General features: G+C 66.9%; 15 protein-coding genes. 12 read left to right on the forward strand and 3 right to left on the reverse strand.

The window, feature by feature from the left end; genetic code table 11:
• The first annotated feature begins 38 nt into the window (after positions 1–38).
• From ACXAD2_RS08895 to ACXAD2_RS08950, 12 genes are all read left to right on the forward strand, one after another.
• Complete coding sequence (locus ACXAD2_RS08895; RefSeq protein ID WP_475169145.1) at positions 39–1,892, forward strand: FAD-dependent monooxygenase; 1,854 nt, start codon at positions 39–41, stop codon at positions 1,890–1,892.
• A 125-nt stretch (positions 1,893–2,017) separates the two neighbouring features.
• On the forward strand, positions 2,018–2,491 hold the full coding sequence (locus ACXAD2_RS08900; RefSeq protein ID WP_475169147.1) for a MarR family winged helix-turn-helix transcriptional regulator: 474 nt from the start codon (positions 2,018–2,020) through the stop codon (positions 2,489–2,491).
• Between the two features lie 57 nt (positions 2,492–2,548).
• Positions 2,549–3,652 (forward strand): C4-dicarboxylate TRAP transporter substrate-binding protein, encoded by a 1,104-nt coding sequence (locus ACXAD2_RS08905; protein ID WP_475169149.1) that lies wholly within the window; start codon positions 2,549–2,551, stop codon positions 3,650–3,652.
• A 75-nt stretch (positions 3,653–3,727) separates the two neighbouring features.
• The gene (locus ACXAD2_RS08910) at positions 3,728–4,276 is read left to right on the forward strand and encodes a TRAP transporter small permease (protein ID WP_475169150.1); all 549 of its coding nucleotides are present in this window, start codon (positions 3,728–3,730) and stop codon (positions 4,274–4,276) included.
• Complete coding sequence (locus ACXAD2_RS08915; protein WP_475169151.1) at positions 4,276–5,556, forward strand: TRAP transporter large permease; 1,281 nt, start codon at positions 4,276–4,278, stop codon at positions 5,554–5,556. The genes ACXAD2_RS08910 and ACXAD2_RS08915 overlap by 1 nt, the downstream gene beginning before the upstream one ends.
• Positions 5,557–5,567: 11 nt before the next feature.
• Positions 5,568–6,332: an SDR family NAD(P)-dependent oxidoreductase gene (locus ACXAD2_RS08920; RefSeq protein WP_475169153.1), complete on the forward strand. Its 765-nt coding sequence runs from the start codon at positions 5,568–5,570 to the stop codon at positions 6,330–6,332.
• A gap of 32 nt (positions 6,333–6,364) precedes the next feature.
• Complete coding sequence (locus tag ACXAD2_RS08925) at positions 6,365–7,138, forward strand: crotonase/enoyl-CoA hydratase family protein (protein WP_475169154.1); 774 nt, start codon at positions 6,365–6,367, stop codon at positions 7,136–7,138.
• 21 nt (positions 7,139–7,159) lie between these two features.
• On the forward strand, positions 7,160–9,034 hold the full coding sequence (locus ACXAD2_RS08930; RefSeq protein ID WP_475169156.1) for a feruloyl-CoA synthase: 1,875 nt from the start codon (positions 7,160–7,162) through the stop codon (positions 9,032–9,034).
• A gap of 12 nt (positions 9,035–9,046) precedes the next feature.
• Complete coding sequence (locus tag ACXAD2_RS08935; RefSeq protein ID WP_475169157.1) at positions 9,047–9,922, forward strand: amidohydrolase family protein; 876 nt, start codon at positions 9,047–9,049, stop codon at positions 9,920–9,922.
• A gap of 57 nt (positions 9,923–9,979) precedes the next feature.
• Entirely contained in the window at positions 9,980–11,623 is a 1,644-nt protein-coding gene (locus ACXAD2_RS08940; protein ID WP_475169158.1) for a tannase/feruloyl esterase family alpha/beta hydrolase, read from the forward strand.
• Positions 11,624–11,630: 7 nt separating this feature from the next.
• Positions 11,631–13,118 carry an acyl-CoA dehydrogenase family protein gene (locus tag ACXAD2_RS08945; RefSeq protein WP_475169160.1) on the forward strand — a complete coding sequence of 496 codons (1,488 nt, stop codon included), beginning with the start codon at positions 11,631–11,633 and terminating at the stop codon, positions 13,116–13,118.
• 73 nt (positions 13,119–13,191) lie between these two features.
• Positions 13,192–14,136, forward strand: coding sequence for an MYG1 family protein (locus tag ACXAD2_RS08950; RefSeq protein ID WP_475169162.1), 945 nt, complete (start codon positions 13,192–13,194; stop codon positions 14,134–14,136).
• A gap of 32 nt (positions 14,137–14,168) precedes the next feature.
• Here the strand turns inward: ACXAD2_RS08950 and ACXAD2_RS08955 are convergent, their stop codons facing one another.
• The 3 genes from ACXAD2_RS08955 to ACXAD2_RS08965 are packed head-to-tail and all read right to left on the reverse strand — an operon-like array spanning position 14,169 to position 17,659.
• Complete coding sequence (locus ACXAD2_RS08955) at positions 14,169–15,365, reverse strand: polysaccharide biosynthesis/export family protein (protein WP_475169164.1); 1,197 nt, start codon at positions 15,363–15,365, stop codon at positions 14,169–14,171.
• A gap of 12 nt (positions 15,366–15,377) precedes the next feature.
• Complete coding sequence (locus tag ACXAD2_RS08960; protein ID WP_475169165.1) at positions 15,378–16,541, reverse strand: glycosyltransferase; 1,164 nt, start codon at positions 16,539–16,541, stop codon at positions 15,378–15,380.
• Positions 16,535–17,659, reverse strand: a complete 1,125-nt coding sequence (locus ACXAD2_RS08965; RefSeq protein WP_475169167.1) for a glycosyltransferase family 4 protein — start codon at positions 17,657–17,659, stop codon at positions 16,535–16,537. Before ACXAD2_RS08965 ends, ACXAD2_RS08960 begins: the two co-directional genes overlap by 7 nt.
• Positions 17,660–17,693 lie beyond the last annotated feature (34 nt).

Genomic DNA, 17,693 nt, shown 5'->3' on the forward strand with positions numbered 1-17,693 from the left:
GTATAGTAAGTACACGTATCATCTGGGAGGACCTCGCCATGCAATTTCACCTCAACGGGTTCCGCCCCGGCGATCCGGCCATTGCTGAGCCGCAGGAAGCGGCCTCATCGCAGGACGTCGACGTTCTGATCGTTGGCTGCGGCCCGGCCGGGCTGACGCTGGCGGCGCAGCTTTCGGCCTTCCCCGAGATCTCGGTGCGCATCACCGAGCGCAAATCCGGCCCGCTGGAGGTGGGACAGGCCGACGGGATCGCCTGCCGCTCGGTCGAGACGTTCGAGGCCTTCGGCTTTGCCGAGAAGGTCATGAAAGAGGGGTATTGGGTCAACGAGGTCTCTTTCTGGCGCCCCGGCACAACCGGCGCGCTGCACCGTGCCGACCGCATTCAGGACGTCGAGGATGATCTTTCGGAGATGCCGCATGTGATCCTCAATCAGGCGCGGGTGCATGACTTCTACCTCGAGATCATGCGCAACTCCCCGCGCCGCCTGACCCCGGACTACAACCGCGAATTGGTGGAACTGACCGAGACCGGCGACGCCGACCACCCGATGCAGGCGACGTTCAAATGCCTCGATGGGACCGGCACCGAGACGATCCGCGCCCGCTATGTCGTTGGCTGCGATGGTGCCCGCAGCACGGTGCGCGCCTCGATGGGCCATGCTTTGAAGGGCGAGTCGGCGCGCCAGCTTTGGGGGGTGATGGACGTGCTGCCGGTCACGGACTTCCCTGACATCCGGCTCAAGGCGGCGATCCAGTCGGCGGATGAGGGCAGCGTGCTGATTATCCCGCGCGAGGGTGGCTACATGGTGCGCATGTATATCGAGCTGGACGAGTTGCACGGCGAGGAGCGCGCCGCCGACCGCGATGTCAGCGCCGAGATGCTGATCGCCAAGGCGCAGGCGATCCTTGCGCCCTACACGCTCGATGTGCAGGAGGTGGCGTGGTGGTCCGCCTATGAGATCGGCCAGCGTGTTTGCGATGCCTTCGACGACGTGCCCGAGGCGATGCGCGGCCGCCGCAGCCCGCGCATCTTCATCGCCGGGGACGCCTGCCACACCCACAGCCCCAAGGCCGGGCAAGGCATGAACGTCAGCATGGCCGATACCTTCAACCTCGGCTGGAAGCTCACCGCCGTGCTGCGTGGGCGGGCGGCCCCTGCCCTGCTCGACACCTACTCTGAAGAGCGCCGCGCCAAGGCCAAGGAACTCATCGACTTCGACCGCGACATGGCGCGCCTGTTCAGCGCCAAGCCCAAGGACGCCGCCGAGGCCGCGCAGTTCCAGCGCTATTTCAAGCAGCACAGGCGTTACACCGCCGGGGTCGAGACGCGCTACGACCCCTCGCTGATCACCGGCGGACCCGAACATCAGGCGCTGGCGGCGGGGCAGCTTGTCGGCAAACGGTTCCATTCCGCGCCGGTGGTGCGGCTGGCGGATGCCAAGCCGGTGCAGCTTGGCCATGCCTTCAAGGCGGATGGGCGCTGGCGGGTGCTGGCCTTCGCGCCCGCCGGCGACGCCGGGCAAGCGGGCGGCGCCTTGGCACAGCTTTGCGCCGAATTGGCGCCGGTGATCGCGGGCTTCACCCCCAAGGGGGCAGACCCCGACAGCGTGATCGACCTGCGCGTCGTCTTCCAGATCCCGCACCGCGAGATGCGACTCGAGGAGCTGCCGGGCGCGCTGCTGCCGCAGAAGGGCAAATACGGACTCACCGACTATGAGAAGGTCTTTTGCCCGGCGCAAAATGGCCCCGATATCTTCGATCTTCGCGGCATCGACAGGGCCCGTGGGGCGCTGCTGATCCTGCGCCCGGACCAATATGTGGCGCAGGTGCTTCCGCTCGACGCGGCAGAAGAAATCACGAATTTCTTCAAGGGCTTCCTGCTAAGCGCGTGACCTCGAACGCCCCTTTGAAATCTCCTCGGGCCGCCGCCCCCAACGGCGGCCCGCAGCGCATCTTCGGAAATAGTTATTGACTATAACTATTATCCTCCATAGCCTTTTAAGCGAGGAGGAACCCGATGACGCATCCCGACGATATTTCGGACGCGCCCAAAGGGCCGAAAGTGGAGGATACGGTGCTCGGCAATCTGATCGGCTACCGGCTCAAGCGCGCCTATATGCAGATCCAGCCCGAGGCACAGCGCGTGCTGGCCGAGGACGATCTGCGGGTGGTCAGCTTTTCGTGCCTGTCGATCATCACCGACAACCCCGGCATCGTTCAGTCCGAGCTTGCGGACGCCCTGCAGATGGAACGCTCCAACCTCGTCGTGATCATCGACGAGCTGGAACAGCGCGGGCTGATCGCCCGCAAGAAGGTTCCCACCGACCGTCGGCGTTATGCGCTGACCGCCACGCTGCGCGGACGCCGCTTGCGCGACCACGCCGCCGAAAGGGTGAGAACGGCCGAGGACGAAATCATCGGCCGCCTCAACGACGAAGACCGCGCCCACCTAATGACCGTCCTCGGACGGCTCGAGGACAAGGCGCGCTAGAGGAGTTGCGCGGGCGGCAGAGGAGGCCGGCCGTGTTGTTCAAACGGGAGGAAATTCATGAATAAGCGCATTGCCGCGAGCCTGCTCGCCTGCTCGATCTCGGCGCTGGCCGTCAGCGCCTCGGCCGATACCATCCGCGCCACCAGCGCCTTCGGCCCCAACCACGCCATCGCCAAGGATGTCTATCCGGTGATGTTCAAGAAGCTCGAAGAGCTGACCGACGGGCGCTGGACCGGGATGGACACACCCTCGGGGCTGGTCGCACCCAACGAGATGTCCACCGGCCTGCGCGACGGGGTGACCGAGTTCGGCCCGCTCCTGATGCCCTATTTCGTCGCCGAATATCCCGACAGCGTGCTGGTGTCGGAGCTGTCGATGCTGGGCTCGAGCGCCATGGTCGTCTCGTCCGCCGTCACCGAATACATCGCCACCTGCGAGCCCTGTCAGGCCGAGTTTGCGCGCAATGGACAGGTGTACCTCGGGTCAGACACCACGCCGCTTTATGACCTGCTGTCGACCAAGCCGGTGAAGACCGCCGACGACATGAAGGGGCTCAAGGTCCGCTCGGGCTCGCCCTTCTACGCGGCCTTCGTGGAAAGCGTCGGCGGTGCGCCGGTGCAGATGCAGTCGAGCGAGCTGTTCGAAAGCCTCAGCCAAGGCGTGATCGACGCCACCTTCTCGTCGCCGCATGAGATCATCGCCAACCGTCTGGGCGATGTGGTCGACTATGTGACCGAGATCGAGCAGGGCGTGTTCAACGGCGCCGCCGTGGCCACCGCCAGCAAGATGCTCTGGGACCGCATGGATGGCGATGACCGCAGCGCGCTGGCCACCGCTGCGCAATACGGGCTCGCCGCCGGTCTGGCCGGGTTCGACACGCAGATCGAAGAAGTGCGCGCGGGCGATATGGTCGAGTTCATCGAGCCCGACCAGAGCCTGATCGACGCCCGCGACACATTCAACGAAGACCGTCTCGCCAATGCCGCCTCGATCCTCGAAGAGCGCGGCGTCAGCGACGCGCAGACCAAGATCGACCGCTACAAGGCGCTGATCGACAAGTGGGAAGAGCTGGTCACCCCCGGCATGACCCCCGAAGAACTGGGCGCGCTGCGTGCCGAGGAGATCTGGTCGAAGATCGACCTCTCCAGCTACGGCAGCTAAGCCCAAGCGGCACGCGCTGGCGCTCCCCGGGCGCGTGCCCCCTCTCGCAAACCCCGACATTCTCCGGAGGATCGGATGTTCACCCCGATTGAGTTCGCCGTGGCGCGGATCAGTATGGTATTGGGCGGCTTCGTGCTGCTGGCGATGATGGGACAGGTCGTTGTCGACGTGTTCATGCGCGCCTTCCTTGGCGCGGGCTTTCCCGGCACCTCCGACCTTGTCGGCAAGTATTACATGGTCGCCGTCAGTGTGCTGCCGCTGGCCCTGACCGAACTGAACCGCCGCCATATCGAGGCCACGGTGTTCACCCAGACCCTCACCGGCGTGCCGCTGAAACTGGTGCAACTGCTGGGCTTCGGCGTCTTCGCTGCGGTGCTGGCGGTGCTGACCTATGGCTCGGGGCTGGAGGCGATCCGCCAGATGCAGCGCGGCGCCTATATCGAGGCGGGCACCCTGCGCTTTGTCACATGGCCGAGCTACTGGATCCTGCCGATCTCTTTCGCGCTGGCGCTGCTGATCATGGCGATCCGCATCATCGAGGTGCTGACCGGCCGTTTCGGCGATCACGACCGTGACCCCGTCGGCGCCCTAGAAGACGTCACCAAGTCCGGGGAGGACATCTGATGGACCCCGTCACCATCGGCATTCTCGCCCTCGCCGCCCTGCTGATCCTCATCGCCCTGCGCGTGCCGATCGCCGCGAGCCTGATCCTCGTGTCCTTCGTTGGCATCTGGGCGGTCGCGGGCATTCGCCCGGCGCTCTCGATGCTCTCGACCATCCCCTACACCACTTCGGCAAGCTGGACGCTCAGCTCGATCCCGATGTTCCTGCTGATGGGCTACATCGCCTATCACTCCGGCCTGACCCGTGGCCTGTTCGAGGCTGCGCGGGTCTGGTGGGGCTGGCTGCCCGGCGGGCTGGCCATCGCCTCGCTGGCGGGGGCCTCGGGCTTTGCCGCCGTGTCGGGCTCGTCGGTCGCCTGTTCCGCCGCCATCGGCCGCATCGCGGTCCCCGAGATGGCCCGTCAGAAATACGATCTGCGCATCGCCACCGGCGCGGTCGCCGCGGGCGGCACCATCGGCGCGCTGATCCCGCCCTCGATCATCCTGATCCTCTTTGGCATTCAGGCCGAGATCTCGATCAACGACCTCTTTCTTGGTGGGCTTTTCGTCGGCCTCGCCTCGCTGGCCTTCTACATCTGCGCCGTGCTGCTGGTCTGGCTGCGCAGCCCCGAGAGCCTGCCCCGCGCCGAGCCCTACACCATGGGCGACCGCTGGAAGAAGACCGCCGAGATCTGGCCGGTGCTGCTGCTGATCGGCGCGGTGTTCGGCGGGCTCTTCACCGGTTTCTTCACCGCCACCGAGGCGGGCGCTTTCGGCAGCTTCGTCGCGCTGGTCCTCGGTATCGCCCGCCGCTCGCTGAGCTGGGCGGACTTCAAGGAAAGCCTCGTCGACACGCTGCTTTCGTCCGGCGCGCTCTTCATCATCGCCATCGGCGCCAACCTCTTCACCCGGCTCGTGGCCATGTCGGGCCTGTCGATGCAGATGGGCATGTTCGTCGAGGGGCTGGGCCTCGGCACCTTCGCGCTGCTGCTGGTGATCGTGGTGATCTACCTGATCCTCGGCATGTTCCTCGAGCCGATCGGGGCGCTGCTGCTGACCCTGCCGCTGTTCCTGCCGATCCTTGCCCAGCATGGCGTCGACAAGCTGTGGTTCGGCCTGCTGGTCGCCAAGCTGCTGGAGATCGGAATGATCACGCCGCCCGTGGGGCTCAACGTCTTCGTCATACATTCGGTCGCCCGAGACTACGTGCGGCTCGAGCAGGTGTTCGCGGGGATCGTGCCCTTCATCCTTGCCGACCTCGTGCTGGTCGGCGGCATGCTCGCCGTGCGCGGCTTCTTCTGAGGACTATTGCAATGGACATCAAAGGAACCATCGCCCTCGTCACCGGCGCCGGAAGCGGCCTCGGCGAAGCCACCGCCCGGCGACTGGCGGCAGAGGGCGCGAAGGTTGCAGTGCTGGACCTCTCGGCCGAAGCCGCCGCGCGCGTCGCGGGCGAGATCGGCGGGCTGGCGGTGGCGGTCGACGTCTCGGACGCTGCCGCGGTAGAGGCCGCATTTGCGCAAGTTGCGCAAAAGCTCGGCACGCCCCGCATTGCGGTCAACTGTGCCGGGATCGGCACCGCCACCCGCATTCTGCCGCGCGATGGCTCGCTGCCCATCGAGGCCTTTGAGCGCACGCTGAAGGTCAACACGCTCGGCAGCTACATCGTGCTCAGCCACGCCGCCCGCGCCATGTCGGCGCTGGAGCCGGTGGATGCGGACGGTGCGCGGGGGATCATCCTCAACACTGCCTCGGTCGCCTATCAGGACGGGCAGATCGGACAGGCCGCCTATGCCGCCTCCAAGGGCGGGATCGCCTCACTCACCCTGCCCGCCGCGCGCGAACTGGCCCGCTTCGGCATCCGCGTGATGACCATTGCGCCGGGACTTTTCGAGACCGCCATGAGCGCCGGACTGCCGCCCGAGGCGCGCGCCGCGCTGGAGGCTGGCCTGCCCTTCCCCTCGCGCATGGGCAAGCCCGATGAGTTCGCGCTGCTGGTGCAGCAGATCATCCAGAACCCGCTGCTGAACGGCGAGGTGATCCGCCTCGACAGCGCCGTCCGGCTCGCCCCGAAATGACCGCCCGCCCCAAGTTCCCGAAGGAGACAGCCATGTCCGACCACGCCAAATATCTGACCACCGAGGTGGACGGCCAGATCGCCACCATCACCATGATCCGCACCGACAAGCGCAACGCCATGAGCGACGGGCTGATCGCGGCGCTGGAGAACGCCTATGTGACCCTGCCCGAAGAGGTCCGCGTGGTGATCCTGACCGGCGCGGGCGGGCACTTCTGTTCGGGGCTCGACCTGTCGGAGCACGTCTCGCGCAGCGCCGAGGACGGTGTTTACCACTCGCGCAACTGGCACCGGGTGATGGAGATGATCCAGTTCGGCGGCAAGGTGACGATCTCGGCCATGGAGGGCGCGGTGATCGGCGGCGGGCTGGAACTGGCGGCCTCGACCCATGTGCGCATCGCCGAGCCGTCGGTGATCTTCCAACTGCCCGAGGGGCGGCGCGGCATCTTCGTCGGCGGCGGCGCCTCGGTGCGGGTGGGCCGCATCCTCGGGGCGGATCGCATGGTCGAGATGATGCTGACCGGGCGCAAATACGGGGCCGAGGACGGGCTGCGGCTGGGGCTGACCCACTACAGCGTCGAGGCGGGTGAGGCGCTGCCGCTGGCCCGCAAGCTGGCCGAGCAGATCGCCGGCAACGCGCCCATGTCCAATTACTTCATGGTGCAGGCCCTGAGCCGGATCAACGACATGTCGCGCAGTGATGGTCTCTTTACCGAGAGCCTCTGCGCCGCGCTGGTGCAGACCACCCCGGACGCCGAAGAGGGGCTGAACGCCTTCCTCGAAAAGCGCGCGCCCGTGTTCCGCTGAACCGAACCGGAGGGAGGAGGAATGGATATGACCATCATCGAACGCGCCCCAGCAGGTCTTGAGGCCCGCGCCGACTGGGCCCGCCGCCACACGCTGACCCGTTTCGTGCCGCATAAGGTTGTCCGCGAAGACCGCACGGATGGCACCATCCTGCTGCGCTCGGGCTATGATTTGCCCGAGGCGGTGCCCAACACTGGCGCATGGTTGCACGAATGGGCGGTCAAAGCCCCCTATCGCGTCGCCGTTTCGGAACGTCCCACCGAGGGGCCCGGATGGCGCAATGTCACCTATCAAGAGCTGCTGCAGCAGGTCCGCGCCATCGCCTCGGCGCTGCTGGCGCGCGGGCTGGGCGCAGGCGACACGATCGCCATGCTCTCGGGCAACGGGCTCGATCACCTGCTGGTCTCGCTGGCGGCGCAATACATCGGCGTGCCGGTGGTGCCTCTGGCCGAGCAATACTCGCTGATCCCCGAGGCGCATGGCCGCCTGATCTACGTGCTCGACAAGGTGACCCCCAAGCTCGCCTTCGTCGATGACGCCACGCGCTATGCCTCGGCCCTTGCCCTGCCGCAGCTGGCGGAGGTCGAGGTGGTCGCCGCGCGCGGCGAGGCGGGCCGCCCGGTCACCCCTCTGTCGGAGCTGATCCATACCGAGGAAAGCCCCGAGCTTGATGCCGTGCACGCCAAGGTCGGGCCGGACACGCTGGCCAAGATCCTCTTCACCTCCGGCTCCAGTTCCGACCCCAAGGGCGTGCTGACCACCCACCGCATGATGTGCGTCAATCAGGTGCAGATGCAGGTCGCCTTACCCTTCCTGATGGACCACGCGCCGCGCATCACCGACTGGCTGCCGTGGAACCACGTCTTTGGCGGCTCGCACAACGTGAACATGATGCTCGCGCATGGTGGCACGCTGACCATCGACAGCGGCAAGCCCACCGGCAAGGGCTTTGCCACCACCCTCAAGAACCGCACCGACCGTCCTGGCACGCTGGCCTTCAACGTGCCCGTGGGCTGGAACATGCTGGTGGATGCGATCAAGGACGACCCGGCGCTGCAAGAGCATCTCTTCAAGGATCAGCAACTGCTGTTCTACGCCGGGGCCTCGCTGCCGCAGGATGTCTGGGAAGCGCTCGAGCAGTTCTGCATCCATGCGCGCGGCGGGCTGCCGATGATGATCTCGAGCTGGGGCCTCACCGAGACCGCCCCCGCCTGCCTGATGGTGCACGAGCCCATCGGCCGCTCGGGGGTGATCGGCGTGCCGCTTCCGGGTGTCGAGGTGAAGCTGATCCCCGACGAGGACATGCGCTGCGAGATCCGCGTGAAGGGCCCCAACGTGATGCAGGGCTATTTCAACGACCCCGCAAAGACCGCCGAAGCCTTCGACGAGGAGGGGTTCTTTATCACCGGCGACGCGGTGCGCTTTGTCGATGCCGAAGACGCCAACCGCGGGCTGATCTTCGACGGGCGTGTGTCCGAAGACTTCAAGCTCGATACCGGCACCTGGGTGCAGGCGGGCAACCTGCGCATGTCCGCGCTGAAGGAGCTCGCCGGGCTGGCGCAGGACGTGGTGATCTGCGGCCATGATCGCGGCGAGGTCGGGCTGTTCATCTTCCCCGTGCCCGGTGCCGCCAAGCCGGGCGAGGAGACGCAGGGCGCGATCACCGACGCCGAGCTGATGACCAAGATCGAGCTGCGCCTGCGCGAGATGAACGCCCATGTCACCGGTTCTGCCAAACGCATCACCCGCGCGCTGGTGCTGGCCGAGCCGCCCTCGCTGGAGCACCACGAGATCACCGACAAGGGCTCGCTCAACATCAAGAAGATCCTGACCCGCCGCGCCGACCTGCTGGAGCGGCTCTACGACAACGAAGACCCGGCGCTGATCCGCGTCTGAGGAGGCATCCCCATGATCGACTTCGCAAAGATCCGCGCGATCGATTTCCACACCCACGCCGAGGAAGCCTGCGGCTGCCACACCGATGATGGCTATGACGAGCTGCAGTCGACCATGGCCAAATACTTCGGCGCGCCCTGGGCGCATCCGCCGACCATCGACGAGACCGCCGCGCATTATCGCGAGATGAACATCGCGGCGGTGATCTTCCCCGTCGATAGCGAGCGCGAGACCGGCTACCGCCGCTATGACAACTACGAGGTCGCCGACGCCTGCGCCAAGAATAGCGACATCCTCATCCCCTTCGCCTCGATCGACCCGGCGAAGGGCAAGCTGGGCGCGCGCGAGGCCCGCGATCTGGTGGAGAACCACGGCATCAAGGGCTTCAAGTTTCACCCCACGATGCAGGGCTTTTACCCCAACGACCGCATGGCCTATCCGCTTTATGAGGCGATTGCCGAGGCCGGGGTTCCGGCGCTTTTTCACACCGGGCAGACCGGCGTCGGCTCGGGCATGCGCGGCGGCAACGGCATGCGGCTGAAGTACTCGAACCCGATGTATATGGATGATCTGGCGGTGGATTTTCCGGACATGCCGATCATCCTCGCGCATCCCTCCTTTCCTTGGCAGGAAGAGGCGCTCTCGGTCGCGCAGCACAAGCCCAACGTCTACATCGACCTCTCGGGCTGGTCGCCGAAGTATTTCCCCAAGATCCTCGTGCAATACGCCAATTCGATCCTGAAGAAGAAGATGCTCTTCGGATCCGACTGGCCGATGATCGCACCCGAAAAATGGCTCGACGCCTTCGACAAGGCCGAGTTCAAGGACGAGGTGCGCCCGCTGATCCTCAAGGAAAACGCCATGCGCCTGCTGGGCATCGCCGCCTGAACGACCCGCCCGCGCGCGGAGGAGGCGCGCGGGCATCAATGACACGGGAGGACACTCATGAAATCGCTTCTGGCCAGCACGGCCCTCATCTGCATCGCCGCCCCTTCCCTCGCCCTCGACTGCGAGGGGCTGACGCCCGAGGCGCTCGGCCTTACGGGGGTCACCTTTACCGAGGTCGCCGCCGTCGCCGCAGGCGAGGACAGCCCCGCCGCGCAATGCCGCATCCGCGCCCGCACCGCCGAGCGCGTGGGCAGCGACGGCAAGGACTATGCGCTGACCTTCGAGCTCGCCTTGCCCGACGAGTGGAACGGCGATTTCGTGCATCAGTTCAACGGCGGCAACGATGGCGAGGTGAAGCCCGCCACCGGCGCGCTCAAGTCCGGCACCGGCGAGACCTCTCCGCTGGCGCAGGGCTTTGCGGTGGTCTCCAGCGATGCGGGCCACGACGGCAAGGCCAACCCCGATATGGGACTGGCGGGCGGCGCGGCCTTCGGCTCTGATTTCGAGGCGCGGCAGATGTACGGCTACAAGGCGGTGGAGATCCTCCAGCCGCTGGCCCGGCAGATGGTCGAGGCCTACTATGAAACGCCGGTGACCCACGCCTATGGCATCGGCTGTTCGAACGGTGGGCGGCACGCGATGGTCGCCGCCGCGCGTATGCCCGAGGCCTTTGACGGGCTGCTGGTCGCCGCGCCGGGGTTCAACCTGCCCCGCGCCGCGGTCCAGCACGCGCTGGACGTGCAGGCCATGACCCCGATCACCGGCGATCTGCGCAGCGCCTTCTCGAAGGACGATCTTGCTCTGGTCGCTCAGGGCATCCGCGCCAGTTGCGATGCCCTCGACGGGCTCGAGGATGGTCTGGTGATGGACACCGCCGCCTGCCAGTCCGCCTTTGACGTGACCGCGCTGCAATGCACCGAGGGGCAGAACTCCGGCTGTCTGTCGGAGGCGCAGGTGACTGCTCTGCAGACCATCCACGCCGGGCCGAAGGGGGCGAGCGGCGAGCAGCTTTACTCCGACTGGAGCTGGGATGCGGGCATCGAAGGCGGCAACTGGCGCTTCTGGAAGGTCGAAAGCACCGTGCCGCCATGGGAGCAGATGCCGATCATCGCGGTGATGGGCGCGGCCTCGCTGGCGCAGGTCTTCACCGTGCCGCCCACCGAGGTCGAGGGCGCCCCGCAGGCGCTGGCCGATTTCCTGATGCAGTTCGACATTGCCGCGCAGGCGGGCGCGATCGACGCCACCTCCGAGGCCTTCCCCGAATCCGCGATGGAGGTGATGAGCCCGCCGGGTGCGGACGATCCCGAACTGGCGGCCTTCCGCGATGCGGGCGGCAAGATCATCGTGACCCATGGCGTTGCGGACCCGGTCTTCTCGGTCAATGACACCGCCCGCTGGTATGCCGCGTTGGATGCCAACAACGGCGATGACGCCGAGGCTTTCGCCCGCTTCTACCCGGTGCCCGGCATGAACCATTGCGCGGGCGGGCCGGCCACCGATGCCTTCGATCTTCTGACGCCGCTGGTGGCCTGGGTCGAGGATGGCGAGGCGCCCGGCGCGGTGACCGCCAGCGCGCGGGCCGACAACGCCGAACTGCCGGATGCGCTGCAAAACGCCAGCCGCCCACTCTGCCCGGCGCCGCAGGTGGCGCGCTATCAGGGTGGTGACGTCAAATCCGCCGACAGTTTCAGCTGCGAGTGAGGCCCGAATGATCCCCTTCCAAGCCCCCACCGACGAGATCTTCGACAGTCTGCGCCGCTTTGCCGGGGACGCCCCCGGCTGGGATGCCGAGTTGTCGCAGGAGATCACCCAGCATTTCGCCGCCTTCGCCGAGGGCGTTCTGGCACCACTCAACGAACCGGGCGACCGGCAGGGCTGCGCGCTGGAGAATGGCCGCGTGCGGATGCCCGAGGGCTTCGGCGCCGCCTATGCGGAGCTGGCGGAAAGCGGCTGGCAGGGGCTCACCGCGCCCGAAGAGTTCGGCGGGCAGGCGCTCGACCATCTGACCGCCGCCGCGGTGTCCGAGATCTTCTCGGGCGCCAACCATTCGCTGCAGATGGTGACGGGGCTGGTGCCCGGCGCGATCTCGACCCTGCTGGCGCATGGCACGCCCGCGCAGCAGGCGGGCTATATCCCGCGGCTCACCTCGGGAGAGTGGCTCTCGACCATGTGCCTGACCGAGGCAGGGGCCGGATCGGACCTGTCGCGCATACGCTGCAAGGCGGTGCGGGATGACGAGGGCTGGCGGATCGAAGGGCAGAAAATCTTTATCTCCGGCGGCGATCAGGACATGTCGCAGGGCATCCTGCATCTGGTTCTGGCGCGCAGCGGCGCGCCCGAGGACGGGGTGAAGGGGCTGTCGCTGTTCCTCTGCCCCTCCGAAACCGGCGGCCTGCGCAACGCCATCACCGTCACCCGCATCGAGGAAAAGCTGGGCCTGCACGCCTCGCCCACCTGCCAGATGGAGTTCGACGGCGCCAAGGCCGAGCTGATCGGTGCCGAAGGGCGCGGGCTGGCGGCGATGTTCACCATGATGAACCACGCGCGGCTCGACGTGGCGCTGCAGGGCGTTGCCCATGCCACCCGCGCCCATGCCATCGCCGCCGCCTATGCCGCCGAGCGCAAACAGGGGCGCCTGCCCGATGGCAGCCCTGCCCTGCTCTGCGATCATCCCGACGTGGCGCGCATGCTGTCCGAGCAACTTGATCTGGCCCGCACTGCCCGCGCCATGTGCCATATCGCGCTGGCAGAACTGGAAAAGCGCGAGGCCCCCGCGCTGATCGAATTCCTCACCCCGCTGTGCAAGATCTACGGCACCGAGGCGGGCATCCGCTCTGCCGATCTGGGGATCCAGATCCTTGGCGGCTATGGCTATCTCGAGGAATATGGCGTGGCGCAGGTCTGGCGTGACGCGCGGATCACCTCGATCTACGAGGGCGCCACGGGCATCCACGCGCTGACGCTGGCCACGCGCGGGCTGAAGCTGGACGGCGGCGCGGCGATCGAGCAATTCGCGGCGCTGCTGATGCGGCTTGGTGGCGAAGATGCCGATCTGGCGCTGCGCTGCGAGGCTTGGCAAGGACACGCAAGGACGCTGGCCGAGGCAGAGGACGTGCGCGCCGAGGCGCATGGCTTCGCGCAGGAGACGGCGGCGGTGCTGGCGCAGGCGATCCGGGTGAAGCTGGCGGCGGGCTGATCTCTCGGCGCGCCGCCTTGGCAGCGCGGCCCGCCCGCGTTATGGGGGCGGCACACAACCCAGAGGCCCGACGATGCAGATCACTCACCTTGTCACCCATTCCGGCGGTTTCCACGCCGACGAGCTGCTGTCTTCGGTCATTCTGACCCGGCTGCACCCGCAGGCCGAGATCGTCCGCACCCGCGATGCCGCGTGGATCACCCCCGGCGAGGGCAAGGTGATCTATGACGTCGGCCGCGACTATGACGCCGAGCAGCGCATCTTCGACCACCACCAGAAAGACGCGCCCCTGCGCGAAGACGAGCAGCCCTACAGCTCGTTCGGCCTGATCTGGAAGCACTTCGGCGCCGACTACCTGCGCGCGCTGGACGTGCCCGAAGAGCAGATCGACAGCATCCACGGCAGCTTTGACCGCGGTTTCGTGCTGCCCGTCGACCTGATGGACAATGGCGCGCTCAGCCCCTCCGAGGCCGGGCCGATGCTGACCGGGCTGACGCTGCCGGTGCTGCTGGAAAGCCTCAAGCCGGTGTTCGACAACACCGCGCCCGAAGCCGATGACATGGCCTTTGCCGATGCGCTGCAGATCGCCCGCGCGCTTGTCGAGGCGCAGATCCGCCGCAAGGCCGCCAAGCGCCGCGCCGAGGCGCAGGTGATGGCCGCCATCGAGGCGGCGGGCGAAAGCCGCGTGCTGGAGCTGCCGCAGGGCATGCCGTTCCGGTCGGCGGTGGACGCGGCCGGGGCCGATCACCTGCTCTTCGTCGTCACCCCGCGCGGCGAGGACTGGACGCTCGGCGGCATTCGAAAGAATTCCGACGGTTTCGAACAGCGCGCCGATCTACCCGCCGCATGGGCCGGGCTGACCGACGCGGCGCTGGAAGAGGCCAGCGGCGTGCCGGGTGCCAAATTCTGCCACAACGGGCGTTTCATCGCCGTGGCGAGCAGCCGTGAGGCGGTGATGAAGATGGCCGAACTGGCTGTCGCCGAGGCGGAAGCGGAGCAGCAAACCGGCGCGGCCTGAGCCACGCCGGTCCGGCCATTCCCTAGCCCGCGTCAGCCGTTGTTGAGCACCGGCTCGAAGCTGATCATCAGCACGTCTTCGGGCGCCAGCGTGGCGGTCGGGCTGACTCGCTCGGCGGTGTCGGAGCCACCGCGGAAGACCTCGTAGACCGTCTCGACCGCGGTGCCGAGATCGGCGGCGGCCGCCGGGCTGGCGCGGCGCAGGTAATCCAGTGCCATCTCCAGATCGGTCTGCTCCAGAGCCACGCGCTGATCGGCCTCCAGCTTGTCCTGAAGCAGCTTCAGCCGGTATTCGGTCTGCGCCTCCTGAATGTCGCTCTCGGCATTGGCGCGGGTCTGCTTGGCGCGCGAGACGAAGGCGGCGATCTCCAGCAGGTCGGCGTTATACTCGCTGAGGTCGATCTTCAGGCCCAGCGTCTGCTCTTTGCGCGCAAGGCCACGGGATTCCAGCTCTTGCATGCCCTCAAGCTGCTCCTGCGTGGCTTCGAGCCGTTCGAGGATCAACGCGCGGCGCTGGTCCAGCATCCCCGCCTCTTCATCAGCGAGCGAGCTTTTCAGCGTGGCACCTTGCTTGAGGTCCTCCAGCAGCGAGCGGCGCAGCCCCACCAGATGCTCTTGCTCCTGATCGAGCGTGCTGCCCTCGCCCACGCCTGCGGGCGCGTCGCCGCCGTCAAGCCGCGCCAGTTCGCGCGCCAGCGCGTCCCGCTCGCTCTGGGCAAAGTTGAGACGGCTCTTCGCCTCGGCCACGGTGTTGCGGGCGTTCTGGATCTCGCGGTCGCTCGACATCTCTTCCTGCAGACGCTCGAAGCCGCCCGCCATGGCAACCGCCTTCATCACCGTCAGGCCCGGGCGGTATTCATAAGCGCCCGGCGTATCCACGGCCCCCAGCACGAAGACATCGCGATATTCCTGCATGTCCACCAGCACCAACTCGCGGCTCGAGAAACGCTCGCGCGCCTCGGTCTCGATCCGCTCTTCGATCTCGCGCATGGTCAGCCCGGCCACGGTAACCGGCCCAAGCAGATGCAGCGCGACATTGCCGTCGGCGCGCACCTGAAACGTGCCCGAAAGCTCTGGCTTGCCATAGACCGAGATGGTCAGCCGGTCGCCGACATCAACCTTGTAGTCTTCGGCCTCTGCCGCGGCGGGGCTGCCAGCAGAGATCAGGGCTGCTGCCAGAATAAGGGCCGACGTCAGGCCGGCGGTCAGGTGGCGAAGGAAAAATGCCATTCTCGCTACTCCTCAGTTGGAACTGTCCAGACGGGGCGCCCCCGGCTGGCGGCGCGCGCTGCGACGCGGCCGGTGGTTGCTGTCGTAAAGGGCGAAGATGCGCTCGCGCATAACGTCGGCGCTGAAGCGGTCGGCCACGGTCCCGCGGGCGGCGGAGCCAAGCGCCTCTGTGGCGGAGCGGTCGGACAAGAGCCCCTCCACCGCCGCGGCCAGCGCCGCGGGGTCCTGCGGCGGCACAAGCCGCCCGCTGCTGCCATCCTGCAGCACGTCGGGAATGCCGCCAACCGCCGTAGAGGCGATGGCGCATTGCATGGCCATGCCTTCGAGCAGGATCATCGGCAGACCCTCCCAAGCGGATGAGATCACCAGCACGTCAAGCGCCGCAAGCAGCTCGCGCATCTGGGTGATTGCGCCGGTCAGGATCAGCCGCTCTGGCCCCAAGCCAAGGCTGCGCGCCTGCGCCTCGATCTGCGTGGCAAGCGGCCCCTCGCCCACGACGAGGAACACCGCCTCGGGCAGACGCTGCGCGAGGATGGCGGCGCTGCGCAGGAAATTCTCGTGATCCTTCTGCGGCGTCAGGCTGCCGACCACTGCGATCACCGGGGAGCCGGTCTGCACGCCATAGGGCGACAGATCGAGCGGCTGCACCTGCGCGGGATCGAAGTGATCGAGGTCGATGCCGTTGGCGATGGTCTGGATACGGTCGGCGCGGAAACCGCCGGTGCGCGCCACATGTTCCGATACGCGCTCGGACACGCCGATACAGGCATCGGCCCCGGCGGTGACCGTGCGGTAGGCAAGGCTCTTTGCCTTCTTCTCGCGCCACGGGTCGGTGTTGTGCAGGGTGATGATCCGCGGCACCCCCGAAAGCCGCGCGGCCATCTGCCCAATGAGATCGCTCTTGATCAGATGGGTGTGCACGATGTCCGGCTGCCACTCGCGGATCAACTGCATGCAGCGCGCCAGCGCGCGCGGATCGCGCAGACCTTTCTGGCTCAGCCGGGTCATCCCGACACCGCGCTCGGCCACCCGCGCCTCGAGCGGACCTTGGCTGAAATAGGCCACATGCACCTCGCCGCCCCGCGCCCGGACCGCATCGAGCAGGCCCAGCAGCAGCATCTCGGCGCCGCCGATCTTCAGGCTGTCGATCACGTAAAGGATACGCTTATTCACCATGTCACCTCCAACTCTGCACGCGGGAACGAGGGCTCGCCGGGGAAATGCGCGGCGATGCGGCTGGCCACGGCGTCCCATGTGAACTGGGTCGCCCGGTCCTTCGCCGCCGTGCCGAGGCGCTGGCAGCGTTCGGGGATGGCGAGCGTCTGGAAGAGCGCCTCTGACAGCGCCTGCGCGTCCCCGCTGGGCACCACATGGCCGGTCTCGCCCTCGACCACGATCGAGCCGATGTCGCCGACGTCGGTAGAGACCACCGGCAGGCCGAATTGCATCGCTTCGACGAACACCACGCCAAAAGGTTCGAGCCGCGACGGCATGCAAAAGCACGAGGCGTCGTGGAAATGCTCGGAGACCTCTTCGAGCGGCAGGCGGCCGAGCACCTCGATGCCGTCGCCAGCCACCTCGGGGCGACAGCCGATGATGGTCAGCGTGGCGTCGGGCAGGCGCTTGCGCAGCAACTTGTACGCCTCGACCAGTTCCGGGCCGCCCTTGCGCTCCCAGTCGACGCCGACAAACAGGATGCGGCGCTTGGCGAAACGCTCGGTGGTCAGCTCGACCGGACGCTTGGGCAGAACCGAAGCGCCCGCGCCAATGGCCGACGCCTGTTCCGGCGCGATCCCGTAGTGTTCGATCAGCAGGCGGCGGATCTTTGGCCCGAAGGTGAAGACATGCTCGGCCTGCGTGTAGATCTGCCGCTCGCAGTCGAACCAGCCACCGCTTGGGGCGCCGAACTGGCCTTGCAGCGCGGACATTCCTGCCCGCGCCACATGATCGGTATAGACGAAGTTGGGAATGCCCGGCAGCGCCGCGTTGAACAGCGACTGGGTCTGCAGGGTGAAGTCGAATTCCATCGGGTGGAACCGGTCGCGGATCATGTCGTTGACCGCCTTGTAATAGGTCTGCGAGCGCGACAGCCGGTAGCGCAGCATGTCCTTCGAGCTCCAACTCGACAGACCGTATTCGCGCTGCACACCCACAAGGCAGCGCAGCTGGCCGAGCATGTCCTCCTTGAACTCCTTGACCGCGTCGAACACCTCAAGCTCGATGTCCGGCCGGACCCGGCGCAGCGCTTGTTCGAGCTGCGCGTTGATGTGCGAAAAGCTGCCACGAATGACCATCAACCCCCGCAAACTTCCGGGGCGGGCCGAGCTA

It is taken from the genome of Salipiger sp. ABN3_019, from assembly GCF_056158605.1.

What these genes read in the sequence shown, in the direction of transcription:
- ACXAD2_RS08910 (WP_475169150.1), top strand. Translation starts at nt 3,728, where the DNA reads ATGTTCACCCCGATTGAGTTCGCCGTGGCGCGGATCAGTATGGTATTG.
- ACXAD2_RS08945 (WP_475169160.1), top strand. Translation starts at nt 11,631, where the DNA reads ATGATCCCCTTCCAAGCCCCCACCGACGAGATCTTCGACAGTCTGCGC.
- ACXAD2_RS08925 (WP_475169154.1), top strand. Translation starts at nt 6,365, where the DNA reads ATGTCCGACCACGCCAAATATCTGACCACCGAGGTGGACGGCCAGATC.
- ACXAD2_RS08965 (WP_475169167.1), bottom strand. Translation starts at nt 17,659, where the DNA reads ATGGTCATTCGTGGCAGCTTTTCGCACATCAACGCGCAGCTCGAACAA.
- ACXAD2_RS08905 (WP_475169149.1), top strand. Translation starts at nt 2,549, where the DNA reads ATGAATAAGCGCATTGCCGCGAGCCTGCTCGCCTGCTCGATCTCGGCG.
- ACXAD2_RS08935 (WP_475169157.1), top strand. Translation starts at nt 9,047, where the DNA reads ATGATCGACTTCGCAAAGATCCGCGCGATCGATTTCCACACCCACGCC.
- ACXAD2_RS08915 (WP_475169151.1), top strand. Translation starts at nt 4,276, where the DNA reads ATGGACCCCGTCACCATCGGCATTCTCGCCCTCGCCGCCCTGCTGATC.
- ACXAD2_RS08940 (WP_475169158.1), top strand. Translation starts at nt 9,980, where the DNA reads ATGAAATCGCTTCTGGCCAGCACGGCCCTCATCTGCATCGCCGCCCCT.
- ACXAD2_RS08920 (WP_475169153.1), top strand. Translation starts at nt 5,568, where the DNA reads ATGGACATCAAAGGAACCATCGCCCTCGTCACCGGCGCCGGAAGCGGC.
- ACXAD2_RS08960 (WP_475169165.1), bottom strand. Translation starts at nt 16,541, where the DNA reads ATGGTGAATAAGCGTATCCTTTACGTGATCGACAGCCTGAAGATCGGC.
- ACXAD2_RS08955 (WP_475169164.1), bottom strand. Translation starts at nt 15,365, where the DNA reads ATGGCATTTTTCCTTCGCCACCTGACCGCCGGCCTGACGTCGGCCCTT.
- ACXAD2_RS08895 (WP_475169145.1), top strand. Translation starts at nt 39, where the DNA reads ATGCAATTTCACCTCAACGGGTTCCGCCCCGGCGATCCGGCCATTGCT.
- ACXAD2_RS08950 (WP_475169162.1), top strand. Translation starts at nt 13,192, where the DNA reads ATGCAGATCACTCACCTTGTCACCCATTCCGGCGGTTTCCACGCCGAC.
- ACXAD2_RS08930 (WP_475169156.1), top strand. Translation starts at nt 7,160, where the DNA reads ATGGATATGACCATCATCGAACGCGCCCCAGCAGGTCTTGAGGCCCGC.
- ACXAD2_RS08900 (WP_475169147.1), top strand. Translation starts at nt 2,018, where the DNA reads ATGACGCATCCCGACGATATTTCGGACGCGCCCAAAGGGCCGAAAGTG.